Here is an 18,470-nt window from a genome sequence, read left to right on the forward strand (position 1 = left end):
GCGACCTCTTAGAATCTACCCTTTTGCCACCGCACATTGCCGCGCTCTGCGCAGCATGCCTGAACCGCTCTAACGCTTCTATTCAACCGCTTTATGTCAGACCAAACCACCCCCGCCCCCGCTCCGCAAGATGAAAACCAGTTAATGCTGGAGCGCCGCGAAAAGCTCAAAGCCATTCGCCAGCAGCAGACCGAGGGGAAAGGGGTGGCTTTTCCTAACGACTTCAAGCCCAGCCACAAGGCGGCCGAATTGTTTGCGGCCTACGAAGCACAAACCACAGAAGAGTTGGCCGCGGCGGGCGTCAAGGTCAAAGTGGCAGGCCGCATGATGCTCAAACGTGTGATGGGCAAGGCCAGTTTTTGCACCTTGCAAGACAGCTCCTTTGGTCCGTCTGCCGGTCGCATCCAAATCTATGTCAAAGGCGAAGATGTGGGCGCAGACCTGTACGCCCTGTTCAAGCACTGGGACTTGGGCGATATCGTGGCGGCAGAAGGTACCGTGTTCAAAACGAAGACCGGCGAGCTGTCCATCCACGCCACCAGCGTGCGTCTTTTGACCAAGAGCCTGCGCCCCATGCCGGACAAGTTCCACGGCATTGCGGACCAGGAAGTGAAGTACCGCCAGCGCTATGTGGACCTGATGACCGATGAAGCATCCCGCAAGCGCTTTGTGGCCCGCAGCAAGGCCGTGAGCGGCCTGCGCGACTTCATGGTGGCCCATGACTTCATGGAAGTGGAAACACCCATGCTGCACCCCATTCCCGGTGGTGCGAACGCTAAGCCCTTCAAAACCCACCACAACGCGCTGGACCAAGAAATGTTCTTGCGCATTGCACCTGAGCTGTACCTCAAGCGCTTAATCGTCGGTGGCTTTGACCGCGTGTTTGAAATCAACCGCAGCTACCGCAACGAAGGTATCTCGGTGCGCCACAACCCTGAGTTCACCATGATGGAGTTCTACGCGGCGTACTGGAACTACCAAGACCTGATGAACTACACCGAGGCGCTGATCCGTGACGCGGCCCTCAAAGCCACAGGCAGCCTGCAACTGAGCTATGCCGACAAGCCCGTGGACTTGGCCCAGCCCTTTGAGCGCTTGACCATTCGCGAAGCCATCCTCAAGTACACCGAAGCTGGCGACAACGTGGACAACGCGGAGTGGCTGACCAACGCCCTCAAAAAGCTGGGGCTAAACGAAGCCAAGAACCGCTTGGCGGGCCGCAGCTTGGCCAGCTTGCAAGTGCTGTACTTTGAAGAAACCGTGGAAGAAAAGCTCTGGAACCCCACCTTCATCATGGAGCACCCGACCGAGATTTCGCCACTGGCCCGCGCCAATGATGAGCGCCCCGAGGTGACCGAGCGTTTTGAGCTCTACATCACCGGACGCGAATTCGGCAATGGCTTCTCGGAATTGAACGATGCCGAAGACCAAGCCGCCCGCTTCCAATCCCAAGTCAACGCCAAAGACAGTGGAGACGACGAAGCCATGCACTTCGACCACGACTTTGTGCGCGCACTGGAATACGGCATGCCGCCCACCGGCGGTTGCGGTATCGGTATTGACCGCTTGATGATGCTGCTCACCGACAGCGCCAGCATCCGCGACGTGATCTTGTTCCCTGCACTGCGTCGCGAAGGCTAAGCCGCACCCAAGCTCCACCATGCAAAGGCCGTGTACGGCGCCTAGGCGCTGCACACGGCCTTTTGTCTAGTGCTCAAAAACAGAGAGAAATATGCCTCCAGCGCCCATCCAGTATGCGCAAGCAGCTACAAAACCAATAGCAAACGCAGGGTTGCGCTATTTGCAAGGGTACCCAAGCAGCACGCTGGACCAGATTCAGAGCATGCTGCAGGCCCAAAAGCTCGGGACTTGGCTGTCCAACAAATATGCAGCCAGCCACGGCATGCGCACCGACCGTGCGCTGTACGACTACGTGCAAGACCTCAAAGGTGAATTCCTGAAGGGGGCAGACCCTTTGAGCAAAGTGGCATTTGACAGCAAGCTGCATGTGGTGCAGCACGCCTTGGGCACCCACACCACAATTTCGCGGGTGCAAGGCTCCAAGCTCAAAGCCAAGCGCGAGATCCGGGTGGCCAGCCTGTTCAAAGAAGTGCCCGAGCCGTTTTTGAAAATGATTGTGGTCCATGAACTGGCGCACTTGCGGGAGCGGGAGCACGACAAAGCGTTTTACAAACTTTGCGCCTATATGGAGCCCAGCTACCACCAGCTGGAGTTTGAAGTGCGGGTCTACCTTACCCATGTGGAGTCGACCGGCCAGCGCCTGTGGAGCAGCGGGCCCGACGCTTAAGCGCTGGTCGCGCGCCTTGCCGCTCAGTCCATGAGCCCAAAAAACGACTTCATGCGCGCCAACAAGTCGTCACTGGGTGCGGCATGGGCTAGGTGTTTGGCAGCCTGCACTTTGGCATCAAACACCTTGCGGCGCTCGGCCAGCACCGCAGAAATAGCGTCTGCCATGCCGGGGCGCGCAGCCAGCACTTGGGCAAAACCTACTTTGTCCAAGCGGTAGCAGTCCACATCGGTCACGGCCCACACGCTCGCACTGCGAGGCTCGCCGGTGAGCATACCCATCTCCCCAAAGAAATCGCCATCGTGCAAGGCGCTAACCGGCGTACTGATGCCATCGGTTTCTACCAGCACCGAGGCCTCACCCTGCACAATGAGATAGAGCCAGTGCGCCACTGCGCCTTGGCGGGTCAAGGTGCTGCCCTTCACAAAAGGGGCGTGCACCAAGTGCTGGGCCAAGGCTTCTTGCTCGGCCACCGACAAGTTGGCAAACAAGGCCGTGCGCTGCACCGCGGCCAAGCGCTTTTGCAAGTCACGTTTTTCCTGGGCCAGGCGCCAGTTGTCGTTTTCCTTGATCATCAGCCGCTCTTCTTGCTCCAGCCCCAGGCCCACACCAGCACGCACCAGCGCGGCCAAGGCATGCATGCGCACGGCGGAGTCGGTCGGGTCATCGAATTGGGGGGCGGTTAACCAATAGCGCAGCCCGTAGCGGTAAAAGCCACCTGCGGTGTCCATCAACACCGCGCTGGCGGCGGGGCTAGCGGCGACATGGGCGATGTGGCCGTCCGCCACGGCCTGTTCCAAGGCAGCAATTACCACGCTTGGTACAGCACTCGCCTCCACATTGAAAAACACGGCACGCCGCCATGCCGAGCCGGTGTCCACTTGGCTGCGCAATACAGCAAAGCGGTTTTTCATGAGCCAGCTGTTGGGCACCACCACGGTTTCGCCGGTGCGCGTTTCAATAGCGGTGTAGCGCCAACGCACGTCCACCACGCGCCCGCTGATGTCATCCATGCGCACCCATTCGCCCACCCGCAAGGAGTTGTCCAGCTGCAATGCGACACCGCCCAGCACATTGCCCAAGGTGTCTTGCATGGCAAAAGCCAGCACCGCAGTGATGATGGCCGAGGTGGTGAAAAGCTGCGCCGCATCCACACCCGACATGCGCATCCACAGGAGTACCCAGCCGATAGAGAGGCTGGTCACCGTCAAATCTTGCGCAATGCGTGGTGCCTTAATGCCCACCGCGGGCATCAGCCCATGAAAAAGCGCGAGCACTGTGAGCTGAATCATGGCCAATACCACCAAGGCAGTCACCAGGCCTTCCACCAGAGAGGCGCCGGCGGCTTGCACATAAGGCAATGCCAACACCGCACCCAGCTGCCCCACCCCACTTAGGGCCAGCAAGCTCCATGTGGGCACCAGCTCAGAGCGCAAGGCGGGCTTTAGCCAGCGCAAGACCAGGGCCACCAAGGCCGTCACCACCATGGCCCACAGCAGGTCTTTTTGCATCAGCGCCACAAACATGGTGTTCATTGGGGGTCACAAGCTCCGTGAAAGTGTTTCAGCGTGGGCGCAAAGGGTCCAACAAGGCAGATAGACCATTGTGGTCAATTTCATGCATAAGAGCCAGCAGACGGCCAATCTCGCCTTGGGGAAAGCCCTCACGGGCAAACCAGTTCAAATAGTCCCCTGGCAGGTCGGCAATCAAACGCCCTTGGTACTTGCCAAAGGGCATGCTGCGTTCCACCAGTAACTGCAAGTCTTGCGGCTGCATACGGCTTAGCCGCCCGCGCGCTTGACGGTAAAGCCCTTGGCTTTGAGCGCCTCGATCAGGCGTTCGCAATGGTCGCCCTGCACTTCAATCACACCGTCTTTCACCGTGCCACCGGAGCCGCACAAGGTTTTGAGCTGCTTGCCTAAGGCGGTGAGCGCAGCGTCGTCCAAGTCCAGCCCACGCACCAAGGTGACACCTTTGCCTGCACGACCTTTGGTTTCGCGCGAGACGCGCACAATGCCATCCCCCGTAGGCCGTTTGGGAGCTGCCTTGCACACGCACTGCGCAATGGGTTGGCGGCAATCAGGGCACATACGCCCGCTGTCGGTGGAGTACACCAAGGAGCCAGAAGAGAGTCTAGATTTCATACAGAAGGTCTACCGTAACAATACGAAGGGCTTTGAATCCGGGTATTGTCACGGATCAAGCAGCGCACTCTAAAGTAGGTGTTTGCTACTATTTTTGTAGCTATTTGCGCACATTCCATGGGGGCAATGTGCCAAAATGCGCACTCTTTTCGTTGGAAATCAGGAATTCATTCATGTCTCGTCAAAGTGTTTGGGCTACCAAAGTGACTGCCTTGCTACAAGGCGGTAACAGCCAGGCGGCATTGGCCCAGATCAAGGTGGCCCCTTCGGTGAAAGACTTGCAGCAGCTGCGCATCATGCTGAGCAACACCAAGCTGCTGGCCCAACACCCGAATGTAGACGCAGCTACCAACGACCAAATCGTAGCCCTCTCATCGCCACGCCTGCACCGCTCGCCTTGAGCCAGGTGCCCAGTGAACCCTAAGGCAATGCTCGGGGCACCGCCCCACAACCCCCATGTGTTGCAAGGCCCTGTGCGGGAAGACCTGCTGCGCACTGAGGTACTCGCGGACATCCTAGAAGCTACGGCACAACGCCAACCTGAGCACATCGCACTGGAGTTTGGCGACACTCGCCTGAGTTACGCAGAACTCAACGCGCAAGCGGACCACCTCGCCTCACATATGCTGGCCCAAGGTGTCGCCGCTGGCCACATCGTGGGGCTCTGGATGCCACGTGGGGCTGCCTTGTGGGTGGCGCAAGCCGCCATTGCAAAAACCGGAGCCGCATGGCTGCCGCTAGACGCGGACACGCCGCCAGAGCGCGTGTTGGTGTGCTTGCAAGATGCCCACGCCAAAGGCCTGCTCACTGCGAACAGCCAACTACAAACACTGCCCCCCGCCCTCCACCAGGCTCTCAGCGACAACGGCGCCATCTGGCTTGAAGACACCCTGCACGCCACGCCGTGTGCACCCCAGCGCAGGGGCCCCGTTGCACCCAGCGACCCGGCGTATGTGATCTACACCTCTGGCTCCACCGGCAAGCCCAAGGGGATAGCCATCAGCCAAGGCAGCATTTGCCACTTTTTGCGCAGCGAGAACAGCCAGCTGGGCGTGCAAGCCAACGACCGGGTCTACCAAGGGTTTTCCGCGGCCTTTGACATGTCGTTTGAAGAGGTATGGATCAGCTACCTGGTGGGAGCCACGCTGTGGATTGCGCCCAAGGCGCTCGCGACTGACCCGGAACAACTGCCCGTGGCCCTGCAGCAGCAAGGCATCACCGTATTGCACGCAGTCCCCACGCTCTTGGCACTATTCAGCCAAGACGTGCCCAGTCTGCGCATCATCAACCTCGGTGGCGAAATGTGCCCACCTAGCTTGGTAGAGCGCTGGGCCACACCCAAGCGCGCGGTGTTCAACACCTACGGCCCGACCGAGGCCACGGTGTCAGCCAGCTTGGCTCGCTTGCATTCGGGCCAGCCGGTGACCATTGGCGCGCCACTGCCCAACTACAGCCTGCTCATCATCGCCCCTGACACAGAACAAGGCCTGCGCCTCTTGCCGCTGGGCGAGGTGGGTGAGCTATGCATCAGTGGTCCCGGCGTATCCGCAGGCTACTTGGGGCGACCTGAGTTGACGGCTGAGAAGTTTTTGCCCAATCCCTGGAGCCAAACACCCCACGACCAACGCCTCTACCGCACCGGAGACTTGGCGCGCATTGATGCACATGGCACGGTGCAATGCTTAGGGCGCACGGACGACCAAGTCAAGATTCGTGGATTCCGGGTGGAACTGGGCGAGATTGAGGCCACGCTGACCAAGCAGCCGGGCATAGGCACAGCCGCCGTGATCTTGCGCAGCGAAGAAGGCCTGGACCAATTGATTGCCTTTGTGGTGCGCGACACCGCAGGCCTTGATGGCCCGCCCCTTGACACGCTGGCCTTGCGCAGTGCCTTGGGGGCCAGCATGCCCGCGTACATGGTGCCCAGCCATTTTGAAACCCTGGCCCAAATGCCTCGCCTGCCATCCGGCAAGATTGACCGCAACGCACTCAAGGCACGCCCCTTACAGGCGCCCAGCGCAGCGCAAGCACACGGCGACACCCCGGAAACCCCGGCAGAAGCAGCCTTGTTTGCCGCGCTGGCCAAGCTCTTTGCCGGGCAAGCCATTGTGCGCAGCGCAGACTTTTTCACTGATTTGGGTGGGCACTCCCTGTTTGCAGCCCGCTTGGCCTCCGCCCTGCGCAGCAACCCGGCGTTTGCCCATGTGACGGTGCGCGACATTTACCAAAACCGCACCGTGGGCGATATAGCGAAGGCGATGTCTGCCGACGTAGCGGTCGCAGCCGTGGTGGACACGCATTGGGAGGTGCCCAGCAGCCTCAAGCGCTGGGTGTGCGCAGCGGCACAAGCCGCAGCCATTCCGGGCTTGGTCGCGCTGCGCATGGGCCAATGGTTGGCCCCGTTTTTCACCTACCACTTTTTCACCGGGGAGCCTGACGACTCGGTGGCGCTGGCCATTGGCGCATCGGTCTTGGCGTTTCTGGCCGCAACGCTCTTGGAGTTTGCCCTCGCTATTGTTGGTAAATGGCTCATCGCAGGTCGCTTGCGGGCGGGACGCTACCCCTTGTGGGGCTGGACGTTTTACCGCTGGTGGCTGGCCGACCGCTTGGTGGAAGCCGCCCCCGCGTATTTGCTCAGCGGCTCCAGCTTGTATGCCTGGTGGCTGCGTGCTTTGGGTGCGCGCGTGGGGCGCGATGCGGTCATTGGCTCCATCACGCTGCGTGCCCCAGACTTGCTAAACCTAGGCGATGGCGTGAGCGTGGGCAACGCGGTGAACTTAGAGAACGCCCGGGTGGAACACGGCTACTTGGTGCTGGGCCCTATCACCTTGGGCAAAGACGCAAGCGTAGGTTCTTATACCGTGCTGGAGGGCAATACCAGCCTGGGATACCTGGGCCACTTAGAAGGACAGTCTGCCTTACGAGACGGCGAACATGTGCCCGCGCAACGCGTGTGGTCGGGCTCTCCGGCGCGCGACGTGGGAGCTTTCGACACGGCAGCCCAAGCCACACGCCCAGCCACAGGCATGCTGTGGCACACCTTTGAAGCAGCGTACTTTGCGGCAGGTGCCCTGCTGATTGCCACCTTGTTTTTTCTGCCGGTCTTTCCTAGCTTTATCCTGATTGACTGGATCGACAACAGCGACCGTTTCCCTTGGCTGGCCAGTGAGGACACCACTTGGGACTTACTCAAGTACTTCGTGCTGGCATTTCCGGCAGCGGGCACGCTCATTGTGCTCACAGCGCTGCTATCAGCTGCCATACGCTGGACCGCCCTACCCCGCATGCAGCCCGGCACCTGGCCAGTGCACAGCTGGGTGTACTGCGCCCGCTGGCTGGTCAACCAGATTCAAGAGTCCAGCCTGCATGTGTTGCACGGGGTCTATGCCACCGTGTTCGCGCCCGCGTGGTACCGGCTCTTGGGTGCCAAAGTGGGGCGTGATGCGGAGATTTCTTCTGCGCTGGGCCTGGTGCCCGACATGCTCACCTTGGGTGACGAAACCTTTATCGCCGACGCGGTGATGCTGGGTGATGAGCATATTGATGGCGGCTGGATGACCATGCGACCAACCGTGGTCTCCAAACGTAGTTTCATCGGCAACGGCGCCTATGTACCCGATGGCACCACCGTGCCTGAGAATGTGCTGATTGGCGTGCACTCCAGCGTGCCCGCAAGTACCCGCATGCGCGATGGCGACACCTGGCTGGGCTCGCCGCCAATCCATCTTCCAGCGCGTGAACAAACCTCGGGCTTCCCGGAAACCCTGACCTACAAGCCCTCCATCTACCGGCGCATCGCGCGCGGCCTGATTGAGGCGTTTCGCATCGTGGCGCCGCATGCTTTTGTCATCTCGGTGGGCTACACCATCGTGCTCAAAGTGATGCCGTTGGCAGGTGAAGAGCGCTGGGGCGATGTGGCCAGCTACCTCACGGTAGCAGGCCTACTCTACGGCGTGGGCACCTTTGTGTTTGTGGTGCTGCTCAAGTGGCTGCTACTGGGCCGCTACCGCAAAAGCAGCGCACCGATGTGGACGCGCTTTGTGTGGCTCTCAGAAGCCGTTACCAATATGTTTGAAGGCCTCGCCGTACCTAACTTTTTGAGCTACCTGCGCGGCACGCCTTGGCTGCCTGTCGCCTTTAACATTTTGGGCGCACGCATTGGCAAAGGGGTGTACTTGGACACCACCGACATCACCGAGTTTGACTGCGCCCACATTGGCGACTACAGCGAGCTCAATGCCCTGTGCTGCCCGCAAACCCATTTGTTTGAAGACCGTGTGATGAAAATCGATACCGTGGTCATTGGCCGCAAGGTCAACCTCGGCCCGCGTGCCTCCGTCCTCTATGGCGCCGTAGTGGGTGACAACGCCATGCTAGGCCCCCTCACCTTGGCCATGAAGGGCGAGCATATCCCTGCGGGTTCCAGTTGGGCAGGTTGCCCGGCAGCGCCTCGGCGTGTGGCAGCGTAAGGAGCATGGCCTTGACCGGAGGCAGCCCCATGGCCAGCCCCATGGCAAGCCCGATGGCGAGGGCATGGCCCATCGAGTCCGACCGGGCGGTGGCGGACCTGCTCAGTGCAGGGCACACCGTTGTTTTTGTCCACACGCCGGATACCGAGGACAGAACCCTGGCCCGGCACGCAGTGCGCACTGCCTTGCGCGACGTACTGGCGCGCTATTTCGATTGCAGCGGTGATGGCATCGCCTTGCAGCAAGTGCCCGGCTACGGAGTGCGCGTATTGCCAGGCGCAAGCTTTCCCGTGCACAAGCTTCCAACTGGTAGGCCATTGGCATTTACTTCGATCAGCCACGCGCCGGGCTTAAGCGCAGTCGCCATTGACGTGCAAGGTGCGGTGGGCTTGGACGTGCTGCGTAACGACACCAGGTTGAACGATGTAGAAGAAATGGCCCACCTTGCCAATGACTATTTAGGCCCCCATGCGGCCCAGGCATTACAAGCAATCGCTCCCGCAGAACGCCTAGCCGCCTTCTTGCAAGCGTGGGTGGCGCATGAGGCCAAGCTCAAGTGCTTGGGGGTAGGCTTGGTGGAGTGGTCGCCAAGGCTAGACCGGCAGTTACAACACTGCAGCACGCGCCACATCGCGTTGCCCGCCCCGTTCTTGGGTGCACTGTCAGGTGTGCACCGCTTTGACAGCGGCAAGTTGTCGCGCAGCCATCACTAGAGTCCAGCAGGGCTGGCGGGCCCGCCCAGGTCGAAAACCGGATCGACTGGCACTTGCAGCCCTGTCGCAAGATGGTTCGTTTTCGCTGCCAGCCCGATGATGGCCAGCAGCTCTGCATGCTGCTCCGAACCCATACCTTTCGCACGAGCGGCTGCGGTGTGCGAATGCACGCAGTAGCTGCAGCCGTTGGCGATCGACACGGCGATGTAGATCATCTCCTTGGTCAAGGGGTCTAGCAGAGTTTCGGTCGCCATGAGGCGTTTGACGTCCGCCCAGGTGGTTTCAAGCAAGCCCGGATCAAAAGCCAACGAGCGCCACATGTTGTTCACGAAATCCGTCTTACGCGTCGCACGAATGTCGTCAAACACGGCTTTAACGCGGGGATTGTTCTCAGGGGAAGTCGCTTGTGGAGTCGTGGCCATAACGGGTACCTAACTGTGAGGGCTCGTAGTCTTTACGAAGCGTGCCGGATGCCCAACACCCTTTAAGGCAACCAGTCCAGCGCTTGCATGTATTGGGGCTGCACCATCAGCTCGTCCCACTCCGGTGCGGGCGTTTTGGGCAAGAGGGCTAAGCGGCGCAGCTCGCTGTGCTCTTGGGGTTGCCAGTGGCCTTTGAGTTGGGCTTCGGTGAGGCCTGCAATCAAGTCGTCTGGCGCACTACCGCCGCCCTCTGCGGTGGACAAAGACTGGTTACACAGCACGGCCAAGTCGCACCCAGCTTTAAGTGCGGCCAAGGTGGACTCGGTGTAGCTAATGGCTGCGCCACCAATTTCGCGGCCACCGGCCATGGAGAGGTCATCGCTGAAGATGGCACCGCCAAAGCCCAAGCGGCCACGCAAGATGTCGTTGAGCCACACCGATGAAAACCCTGCCGGGCGCTTGTCGACCTTGGGGTAGACCACGTGCGCGGGCATCACGGCGGAGAGCGAGTTGCTCAGCCAGCGGTACGGTGCAGCGTCATCTGCGAGGATGGCCGTCAGGCTGCGCTTGTCCACTGGCACGGCCACATGGGAGTCCGCTGCCACGAAGCCGTGGCCGGGGAAGTGCTTGCCGCAGTTGGCCATGCCACTGAGCATGAGACCGTGCATCACGCTCTTGGCCAGCAGACCCACCACACGGGGGTCACGCGCAAAAGCGCGGTCGCCAATGGCGCTGCAATGGCCGTAGTCCAGGTCCAGCACGGGGGTGAAGCTCAGGTCTACGCCGCAGGCGCGCAGCTCAGCGCCCAAGACATAGCCACAGGCCGTGGCCGCGTTAGTGGCGTCCATGGGGCCTGCATGCTTGTTGCCCTTGGGTTCGGCCATCCACATCTCACCCAAGGCGCGCATGGGTGGCAGGTGGGTGAAGCCGTCGGTCTTGAAGCGTTGGACGCGCCCACCTTCGTGGTCCACGCAAATCAACAGATCGGGGCGATTTTTTTTGGCTGCGCGGCACAGGGCCGTGAGTTGCTCACGGTCTTTCCAGTTACGCGCAAACAGAATCAAGCCACCGACCAAAGGGTGCTTCAGGCGGGCGCGGTCTAGGGCCGTAAGGGTGTGACCGGCGATGTCGATCACGAGGGGGGCGTGCTGGCTCATGGTGAAGGTCTTTCCAGAGGTCAAAATTGAATTGCTATTAAATGCATAGCTGCTTACGCTTATTCCATGGGTGGGAGCAGTACTTTTTGCCATTATGGATGCGGCATATGCTCCACTACACAAAAGCTGGCGGCGTAATCGGTCTCATCCGTCACGGTGATGTGGGCGTGCAACTGGCGTGATTCAAACCATTCTTTCAGCGCACCGTGCAGCACCAGGTAAGGCTGGCCCGCCTGCGGATGGCCTTGGGGGCGGTTGGCGATCTCGCAGTTGCGCCAGGTCATAGGCATGCGCATGCCCATGCCTATGGCTTTGCTAAACGCTTCTTTGGCGCTGAAACGCGTAGCCAGGTAGCTCACGCCGCGCTGCGGCCAGCGGGCGCCACGGGCCTTCCACACGGCCAATTCGTTTTCGCCCAAGACCCGCGCGGGAAAGCGCTCGCCATGGCGCTCTAGGCTCTCGCGAATGCGGCGCACATCGCAAATGTCGGTGCCAATGCCGTAAATCATGAGCGCAACCTCAATCGCGAGAGAGGCACGTTTGGTAGGCCTGCACGGTGGCGGTGTAGCCCAGCTCCAAGGCGTCGGCAATCAAGGCATGGCCAATCGACACCTCTGCCACGCCAGGCACTTGGCGCACAAAGGCGGCTAGGTTGTCGCGGTTCAAGTCATGGCCTGCATTCACACCCAGGCCAACCTCTAGCGCAGCTTGCGCTGCGGCTGCAAAGCGGGCGAGTTGGGTAGCCTGCTCAGGCGTGCCCCACGCTGCGGCATAGGGCTCGGTGTAGAGCTCAATGCGGTCGGCACCCAAGGCCTTGGCATGGGCCATGGCTGCGGGCTCGGCATCCATAAAGAGGCTCACCCGCAAGCCCAAGGCATGGGCCTGCGCAATGAGTGGGCGCAAGCGCTCGTTGTCTGCAGGCAGGTTCCAGCCGTGGTCGCTGGTGAACTGGTCTTCACCGTCCGGCACAAAAGTGACTTGGTGCACGGGCAACTGGCGCTCGCGCAGGTCTTGCACGCAGTCCATGAGGTTTTGAAACGGGTTGCCTTCCACGTTGAACTCGCGGTCGGGCCAGGCTTTCATCAAAGCAGCCAACTCGCGCACGTCGTCAGCGCGAATATGGCGTGCATCTGGCCGTGGGTGCACAGTAATGCCATCGGCCCCGGCTTGCAGGCACAGCGTGGCAGCGCGGGTCACGCTGGGAATGCCCAGGTGGCGGGTGTTGCGCACCAAGGCCACTTTGTTCAAATTCACCGAAAGATGGGTCTTGGTGGGAAGCGAGTTGACGGTTGCTTGGGTCATGGTGTTAAAGCGCCTGAATGTCGATCATCATCTGGCGGGTGCGCAGTGTTTTGACGCCGCAATGGTAGTGCAGCAAGGCCCGCAATTGTGGCTTGAGTGCTGCATTGCATTCAGAGCTTGCGCGCAAGGTGGGGGTGAAGGGCATGGGCGCATCTAAGGCATCTTGCAGCCGCTCCCACTGGGCGCCCGCTATGCCATTGCGCTCATCGGCATGGGCTTGGCGCAAGCCCCCTTCTGCCACCAGCACATACAAAGCGTGCGGATCTAGATCACGCAAGGTCATGGTTTGCACATGCAGCTGGGGCAAGAGGCCAATTTCGCGCAAGAGCAAGAGCTCAAACGTGCGCAGCGCGGCCTCTAGTACCTCGCCATGCTGGCTGGCAATGACTTGCACCACTTGCGAATACACATCAAACAAGGTGGGGTGCGGGTCATCACGCGCCAAGAGGGTGAGCAGCAGCTCGTTGAGGTAATAGCCCGAGAGCAAGGCCTCGCCAGTGGGCATGACATGGCCGCCCTGCCATTCAGCACTTTTGAGCGTGCGGATTTCGGCTTCCCCACCATATGCCACATGCAGCATTTGCAGCGGCAACAAGATGGGGCGGAAACTGGAGGTAGGCCGCTTGGCACCCTTGGCCACCAAGGCAATGCGGCCATGGTGGCGGGTGAACACCTCTAGGATCAGGCTGGTCTCGCTCCAGTCGTAGCGGTGCAGCACATACGTGGGCTCCTCAGAGATCCTTTTGCTTGCCACAGATGGGGGTCGCTACGGGCGGCCAACTAGCCGCAGATCATTGGTAGCCAAAGCTGCGTACACGCGCTTCGTCGTCCGCCCAACCGGAGCGCACTTTGACCCACAGCTCGATGAACACTTTGGCGTCTAAGGACTTTTCCAGCTCCACACGGGTTTCCATACCGATGCGTTTGATGCGCTCGCCCTTGTCACCGATAACCATCGCTTTGTGGCCATCGCGCTCTACGACGATGGTGGCGGCAATCTTGAGCAAGCGCTTTTGCTTGCCGCGACCCGCTTCTTCTTCAAACTTATCAATCACCACCGTGGAGGTGTAAGGCAACTCGTCGCCTGTGAGACGAAACAGCTTTTCGCGCACGGTTTCGCTGGCCAAAAACTTTTCGCTGCGGTCGGTGAGTTCGTCTTCGGCGTACCACCAGGCTTGCTCGGGCAGGTACTTCTCGCAGATGTCGAGCATGCGCTCGATGTCTTTGGCGTTCTTGGCAGAGATCGGCACAAACTCTGCAAACGCGTGCTTTTGCTGCATGTCTTGCAACCAAGGCGCAATGTCAGAGCGGCGCGTGACCTGGTCCAACTTGTTGGCTACCAACAAAGTGGGGATGTCTTTGTTCAGCAAGGCCAGCACTTTGGCATCCGCTTGGTTAAACATGCCGGCTTCCACCACAAACAAGATCAAATCCACATCGCCCACCGCGCCTTGGACGGTCTTGTTCAAAGAGCGATTCAAGGCATTGTTGTGGCGGGTTTGAAAGCCCGGTGTATCCACAAACACAAACTGGGTGGCACCCCGCGTATGCATGCCTGTGATGCGGTGGCGTGTGGTTTGCGCCTTGCGGGAGGTAATGCTGATCTTCTGCCCGACCAAAGCGTTCATCAGCGTGGACTTGCCCACGTTGGGCTTGCCCACAATGGCCACCAAGCCACACCGTTGACCGGCGATCTCCTCACCCGCAGTGCTTGCGGGGCGCAAGCCTTTGAGCATGCTTTCCAAGTCATTTTGGCCCTCTGCGCCCGTGGAATCTGCGGGAGGCACTATATTTTTAGGAGCAGTCATTTGTTAGCCTTTGCTTTGAGTGTTTGCAACATTGCGTGTGCGGCGGCCTGTTCGCCGGCACGGCGGGACCCGCCTATGCCGCGCTCTGCCAAGCGCAACTCTGGAATTTCGCATTCCACATCAAAGCTTTGCTTATGCGCAGCTCCAATGGTGCCTACCACGGTATAGGTCGGCAACTTCATTTTGCGACCCTGAAGCCACTCTTGCAACTCCGTTTTCGCGTCTTTCCCTATGGCCTGCATTTGGGGGTTGATTTCGACGGCCTTGTACAGGCGGTGCACCAGTGCTTGTGCGGGCGGAAACCCTGCGTCAAGATACACAGCACCAATGATGGCCTCTAGCGCGTCGGCCAATATGGAAGGACGCTTTTGCCCCCCAGACTGGACTTCGCCCTCGCCGAGCTTGATGACTTCAGATAGACCTAGCCCGACGGCAAGCTGATGCAAGGTGTCTTGCTTGACCAAATTGGCACGGACGCGCGACAGGTCCCCCTCGGGCAGGGAAGACAAGCGGGCATAAAGGAGATCGGACACCGCCAAGCTCAACACCGAGTCGCCAAGAAACTCAAGACGCTCGTAGTGGTCAAGGGAAAAGCTGCGATGGGTAAGTGCTCGGTGGAGCAGAGAGATGTCGGAGAACTGATGCTGCAGGCGGCGCTGCAGCTCCACAATTTTTGCTGTCACGTTATTTGGAACGACCTTCGTATTTGAGTGTGAGGTAAGCAGGCCCCGCCAGATGGATCTCGCGGGAGTAGGCAAAGCTCACCACCACTTTGTCACCTTCTTTGGTGACTTCTATGTCCTTGGCACTCACGCTCTTGATGTTATCGATCTGCGCGGCCTTGTCGAATATGACGCGGACTTCTGCCGGCGTTTGGCCTTCTTTTGCCTTGTTGACGGCCTTTTCAACGGCCAAGTACTCCACGTAAGTCGGAAACACTTGCGCGGACACCACACCAATCATGGCCAAGGTAGCCCCCCAAAACACAAGGCCCAAGAAAGAAACACCGCGTTGCGAATGACGTGAAGAAACCATGGTATGCGAACTCCAATCCTTGGCGGAACGTGCCAAGCCAGTTAATCAAAAGAACCGATGCGCTTGATATTGCCCAGGTTCATCCAAACGAAGAAAGCTTTGCCCACGATGTTCTTCTCAGGCACAAAGCCCCAGTAGCGAGAATCCAGTGAATTGTCACGGTTGTCGCCCATCATGAAATAGTGGCCTTCAGGCACCGTGCACGTTACGCCCTCTACGGTGTAACTGCAGCCATTGCGCCCTTCAAAATTATCTGCGCCCGCCACGAAGGCTGGACGGTCATCATCGTTAAGAAAACGGTGTTTTTTGTCACCCAATGTTTCTTCATACTGTTTGAAGTAACGCATGGTATCGGTGTCCAAAAACTCTGGCACCCCATTGGTTTCTACAGGATTGCCATTGATGGTCAGGCGCTTATTCAAATAGGCCACCTTGTCGCCAGGCAAGCCAACCACCCGCTTGATGTAGTCCAAGCTGGGCTTTGGAGGATAGCGAAACACCATCACATCACCACGCTTGGGGGGCGTGCCTTCCGTAATTTTGGTATTGAGGACCGGCAATCGCAAGCCGTAGGTGAATTTATTCACCAAGATCAAATCACCCACCAGCAGGGTAGGAATCATGGACCCCGACGGAATCTTGAACGGCTCAAACAAGAACGAGCGCAGGAAAAAGACCGCAATAATCACGGGGAACAGGCCTGCTGTCCAGTCTAGCCACCAAGGCTGCATCAACAACTTCTGGCGGGCTTGTGCAATATCGCCGTCCACTTGTTTGATGCCCAACTTGTCAAGCTCTGCGCGGCGATGTAGATCGTGGGCTTCTAGAGCGGCGGCGGCGGCCTGGCGTTGGGGAAGAAAGTAAAAGCGCTCTGCCAACCAGTAGATCCCTGTGACCACGGTTGCCAAAAACAAGAGCAGGGCAAAGTTACCTTCTACGGCCCCAAAATACCAAGAGCCTGCGTACAGCACGAATGCGCCCAGAACCACTGAAGTTAAGGCTTGCATTAATCTTCCACCTGCAAAATGGCCAAAAATGCCTCTTGTGGCACCTCCACCGAACCGATTTGTTTCATGCGCTTTTTACCTGCTTTTTGTTTTTCAAGGAGTTTGCGTTTGCGCGAGATATCGCCGCCGTAGCATTTGGCAAGCACGTTCTTGCGCAGGGCTTTAATTGTCTCACGGGCAATGATGTTGGCCCCAATGGCCGCTTGGATCGCCACGTCGTACATCTGACGCGAAATAATTTCTCGCATTTTCCCGACCACCGCGCGGCCCCGGTACTGGCTCTGGCTACGGTGCAGCATGATGGACAGAGCGTCCACCTTTTCTGAGTTCAACAAAATATCGACCTTGACCACGTCGGCAGCACGGTACTCTTTGAACTCATAGTCCATAGAAGCGTAGCCTCGGCTGACACTCTTTAACTTGTCAAAGAAGTCCAACACAATCTCCGCCAGCGGCATTTCATAGGTCAACACGACTTGTCGCCCCTTGTAGACCATGCTGATCTGGACACCGCGTTTCTGGTTTGCCAAAGTCATGACAACCCCGACATATTCTTGCGGCATGTACAGGTGCACCGTGACAATGGGTTCGCGTATTTCGGCGGTCTTGCTCACCTCAGGCATCTTGGAGGGGTTCTCCACCATGATGACTTCGCCGTCTGCCTTCATCACTTCATAAACCACGCTGGGCGCTGTCGTGATCAGGTCTTGGTCAAACTCGCGCTCCAGCCGCTCTTGCACAATTTCCATGTGCAGCAGCCCCAAAAATCCGCAGCGGAATCCGAAGCCCAAAGCCTGTGAGACTTCGGGTTCGTAATGCAATGACGCATCGTTGAGCTTGAGTTTTTCAAGCGCGTCGCGCAAGGAGTCGTACTCGCTCGCCTCGGTGGGATACAAACCAGCAAAGACCTGGGGTTGAATCTCCTTAAAGCCAGGCAAAGCCTCTGTCGCTGTCGCAGCCGCACCACCAGTGCCGGGCTTGATGAGCGTCACTGTGTCGCCGACCTTGGCGGCCTGCAATTCTTTGATACCAGCGATGATGTACCCCACCTCACCCGCCTCCAAGGAGGCACGGGGTTGGTTGGCTGGGGTAAAGACACCTAGGTTATCGGCGTTATAGGTCGCACCTGACGCCATCATTTTGATACGCTCACCTTTGGCAAGGCGGCCATCGACCACACGCACCAACATCACGACACCCACATAAGGATCGAACCAGCTGTCAATAATCATGGCCCGAAGCGCAGCAGCGGGGTTGCCCTTGGGATGCGGTATCTTGGCAACGATGGCTTCCAAGATATCGTCAATACCTAGACCGGTTTTGGCAGAACAGACGATGGCATCGGTCGCATCGATGCCAATGACGTCTTCAATTTCACTTCTGGCATTGTCGGGATCTGCATTGGGCAGGTCGATCTTGTTCAGTACAGGGAGTACTTCCACATTCAGGTCCAAGGCCGTATAGCAGTTAGCAACTGTTTGCGCTTCCACGCCTTGGCTGGCATCGACGACCAGCAAAGCACCTTCGCAAGCAGACAGGGAGCGGCTGACTTCATATGAAAAGTCAACGTGACCGGGCGTATCAATAAGGTTCAGGTTGTAGACCTGCCCATTTTTGGCCTTGTACTGCAGTGCTGCGGTTTGCGCCTTGATGGTAATACCGCGCTCTTTCTCAATGTCCATGGAGTCCAGAACTTGGGCTTCCATATCTCTTGCCTCGAGGCCACCGCAACGCTGAATCAGGCGATCAGCCAGAGTAGATTTGCCATGGTCAATGTGGGCGATGATCGAAAAATTTCTGATGTGATTCATCAAGGAACTACTTCAAGGTGATGGGTAAAAAGAGACAGGCAAGAAAAAAGGGCGCGTCACAATGAGACGCGCCCTAAACCAACAATCTTTGGCAACTGCGAAGGTTGGGTCTTCATTGTAGGTAAAAAGTTTTGTGAGCACAGTCCAAAAACTGGGGATTCGGTGGAGTTGCGACACAACAACACCAATTTTATGCACAACTTATTCACAAGTTAATAGGTTTGCCCTGCATAACATGTGAGGCACCTGTGGATCCGCTGTGGGCAAAAACACAATCCCGCATTGTGAACTAAT

The 18,470-nt window shown here is 58.6% G+C and carries 18 protein-coding genes; 5 read left to right on the forward strand and 13 right to left on the reverse strand.

Features of this window, described 5'->3' with window-relative positions; translation table 11 throughout:
• The first annotated feature begins 93 nt into the window (after window positions 1-93).
• Both lysS and EXZ61_RS15180 read left to right on the forward strand, forming a co-directional pair.
• Window positions 94-1,641: a lysine--tRNA ligase gene (gene lysS / locus EXZ61_RS15175; RefSeq protein ID WP_142812563.1), complete on the forward strand. Its 1,548-nt coding sequence runs from the start codon at window positions 94-96 to the stop codon at window positions 1,639-1,641.
• 91 nt (window positions 1,642-1,732) lie between these two features.
• Complete coding sequence (locus EXZ61_RS15180) at window positions 1,733-2,308, forward strand: YgjP-like metallopeptidase domain-containing protein (protein WP_142812564.1); 576 nt, start codon at window positions 1,733-1,735, stop codon at window positions 2,306-2,308.
• A 23-nt stretch (window positions 2,309-2,331) separates the two neighbouring features.
• Here EXZ61_RS15180 and EXZ61_RS15185 read toward each other — a convergent pair whose 3' ends face one another.
• The 3 genes from EXZ61_RS15185 to EXZ61_RS15195 are packed head-to-tail and all read right to left on the reverse strand — an operon-like array spanning window position 2,332 to window position 4,452.
• Window positions 2,332-3,843: a mechanosensitive ion channel family protein gene (locus tag EXZ61_RS15185; protein ID WP_142812565.1), complete on the reverse strand. Its 1,512-nt coding sequence runs from the start codon at window positions 3,841-3,843 to the stop codon at window positions 2,332-2,334.
• 28 nt (window positions 3,844-3,871) lie between these two features.
• On the reverse strand, window positions 3,872-4,084 hold the full coding sequence (locus EXZ61_RS15190) for a DUF3820 family protein (RefSeq protein ID WP_142812566.1): 213 nt from the start codon (window positions 4,082-4,084) through the stop codon (window positions 3,872-3,874).
• A 5-nt stretch (window positions 4,085-4,089) separates the two neighbouring features.
• Window positions 4,090-4,452 (reverse strand): translation initiation factor Sui1, encoded by a 363-nt coding sequence (locus EXZ61_RS15195; RefSeq protein ID WP_142812567.1) that lies wholly within the window; start codon window positions 4,450-4,452, stop codon window positions 4,090-4,092.
• Window positions 4,453-4,625: 173 nt separating this feature from the next.
• Between EXZ61_RS15195 and EXZ61_RS15200 the strand changes: the two genes are divergently transcribed.
• The 3 genes from EXZ61_RS15200 to EXZ61_RS15210 are packed head-to-tail and all read left to right on the forward strand — an operon-like array spanning window position 4,626 to window position 9,634.
• A complete protein-coding gene (locus EXZ61_RS15200) occupies window positions 4,626-4,853 on the forward strand; it encodes a hypothetical protein (RefSeq protein WP_142812568.1) in 228 nt (75 codons plus the stop codon).
• 27 nt (window positions 4,854-4,880) lie between these two features.
• A complete protein-coding gene (locus EXZ61_RS15205) occupies window positions 4,881-8,921 on the forward strand; it encodes a Pls/PosA family non-ribosomal peptide synthetase (protein ID WP_142814264.1) in 4,041 nt (1,346 codons plus the stop codon).
• A gap of 5 nt (window positions 8,922-8,926) precedes the next feature.
• Entirely contained in the window at window positions 8,927-9,634 is a 708-nt protein-coding gene (locus tag EXZ61_RS15210; RefSeq protein WP_142812569.1) for a 4'-phosphopantetheinyl transferase family protein, read from the forward strand.
• Here the strand turns inward: EXZ61_RS15210 and EXZ61_RS15215 are convergent.
• The 10 genes from EXZ61_RS15215 to lepA all read right to left on the reverse strand — a co-directional run bounded on the left by EXZ61_RS15215 (window position 9,631) and on the right by lepA (window position 18,176).
• The gene (locus EXZ61_RS15215) at window positions 9,631-10,056 is read right to left on the reverse strand and encodes a carboxymuconolactone decarboxylase family protein (protein ID WP_142812570.1); all 426 of its coding nucleotides are present in this window, start codon (window positions 10,054-10,056) and stop codon (window positions 9,631-9,633) included. The genes EXZ61_RS15210 and EXZ61_RS15215 overlap by 4 nt on opposite strands.
• 62 nt (window positions 10,057-10,118) lie before the next feature.
• Entirely contained in the window at window positions 10,119-11,213 is a 1,095-nt protein-coding gene (gene nagZ, locus EXZ61_RS15220; protein WP_142812571.1) for a beta-N-acetylhexosaminidase, read from the reverse strand.
• Window positions 11,214-11,305: 92 nt separating this feature from the next.
• On the reverse strand, window positions 11,306-11,722 hold the full coding sequence (acpS, locus tag EXZ61_RS15225) for a holo-ACP synthase (RefSeq protein WP_142812572.1): 417 nt from the start codon (window positions 11,720-11,722) through the stop codon (window positions 11,306-11,308).
• Between the two features lie 10 nt (window positions 11,723-11,732).
• On the reverse strand, window positions 11,733-12,515 hold the full coding sequence (locus EXZ61_RS15230) for a pyridoxine 5'-phosphate synthase (RefSeq protein WP_142812573.1): 783 nt from the start codon (window positions 12,513-12,515) through the stop codon (window positions 11,733-11,735).
• A 4-nt stretch (window positions 12,516-12,519) separates the two neighbouring features.
• Window positions 12,520-13,269: a DNA repair protein RecO gene (gene recO / locus EXZ61_RS15235; protein WP_142812574.1), complete on the reverse strand. Its 750-nt coding sequence runs from the start codon at window positions 13,267-13,269 to the stop codon at window positions 12,520-12,522.
• A gap of 37 nt (window positions 13,270-13,306) precedes the next feature.
• The gene (gene era / locus EXZ61_RS15240) at window positions 13,307-14,251 is read right to left on the reverse strand and encodes a GTPase Era (protein WP_237219190.1); all 945 of its coding nucleotides are present in this window, start codon (window positions 14,249-14,251) and stop codon (window positions 13,307-13,309) included.
• A 68-nt stretch (window positions 14,252-14,319) separates the two neighbouring features.
• Entirely contained in the window at window positions 14,320-15,006 is a 687-nt protein-coding gene (gene rnc / locus EXZ61_RS15245) for a ribonuclease III (protein WP_142812576.1), read from the reverse strand.
• 1 nt (window position 15,007) lies between these two features.
• The gene (locus tag EXZ61_RS15250) at window positions 15,008-15,358 is read right to left on the reverse strand and encodes a DUF4845 domain-containing protein (protein WP_142812577.1); all 351 of its coding nucleotides are present in this window, start codon (window positions 15,356-15,358) and stop codon (window positions 15,008-15,010) included.
• A 41-nt stretch (window positions 15,359-15,399) separates the two neighbouring features.
• A complete protein-coding gene (lepB, locus tag EXZ61_RS15255; RefSeq protein ID WP_142812578.1) occupies window positions 15,400-16,365 on the reverse strand; it encodes a signal peptidase I in 966 nt (321 codons plus the stop codon).
• Window positions 16,365-18,176 carry a translation elongation factor 4 gene (gene lepA, locus EXZ61_RS15260; protein WP_142812579.1) on the reverse strand — a complete coding sequence of 604 codons (1,812 nt, stop codon included), beginning with the start codon at window positions 18,174-18,176 and terminating at the stop codon, window positions 16,365-16,367. The genes lepB and lepA overlap by 1 nt, the downstream gene beginning before the upstream one ends.
• Window positions 18,177-18,470 lie beyond the last annotated feature (294 nt).

The organism is Rhodoferax aquaticus (genome assembly GCF_006974105.1).
Taxonomy (GTDB): domain Bacteria; phylum Pseudomonadota; class Gammaproteobacteria; order Burkholderiales; family Burkholderiaceae_C; genus Allorhodoferax; species Allorhodoferax aquaticus_A.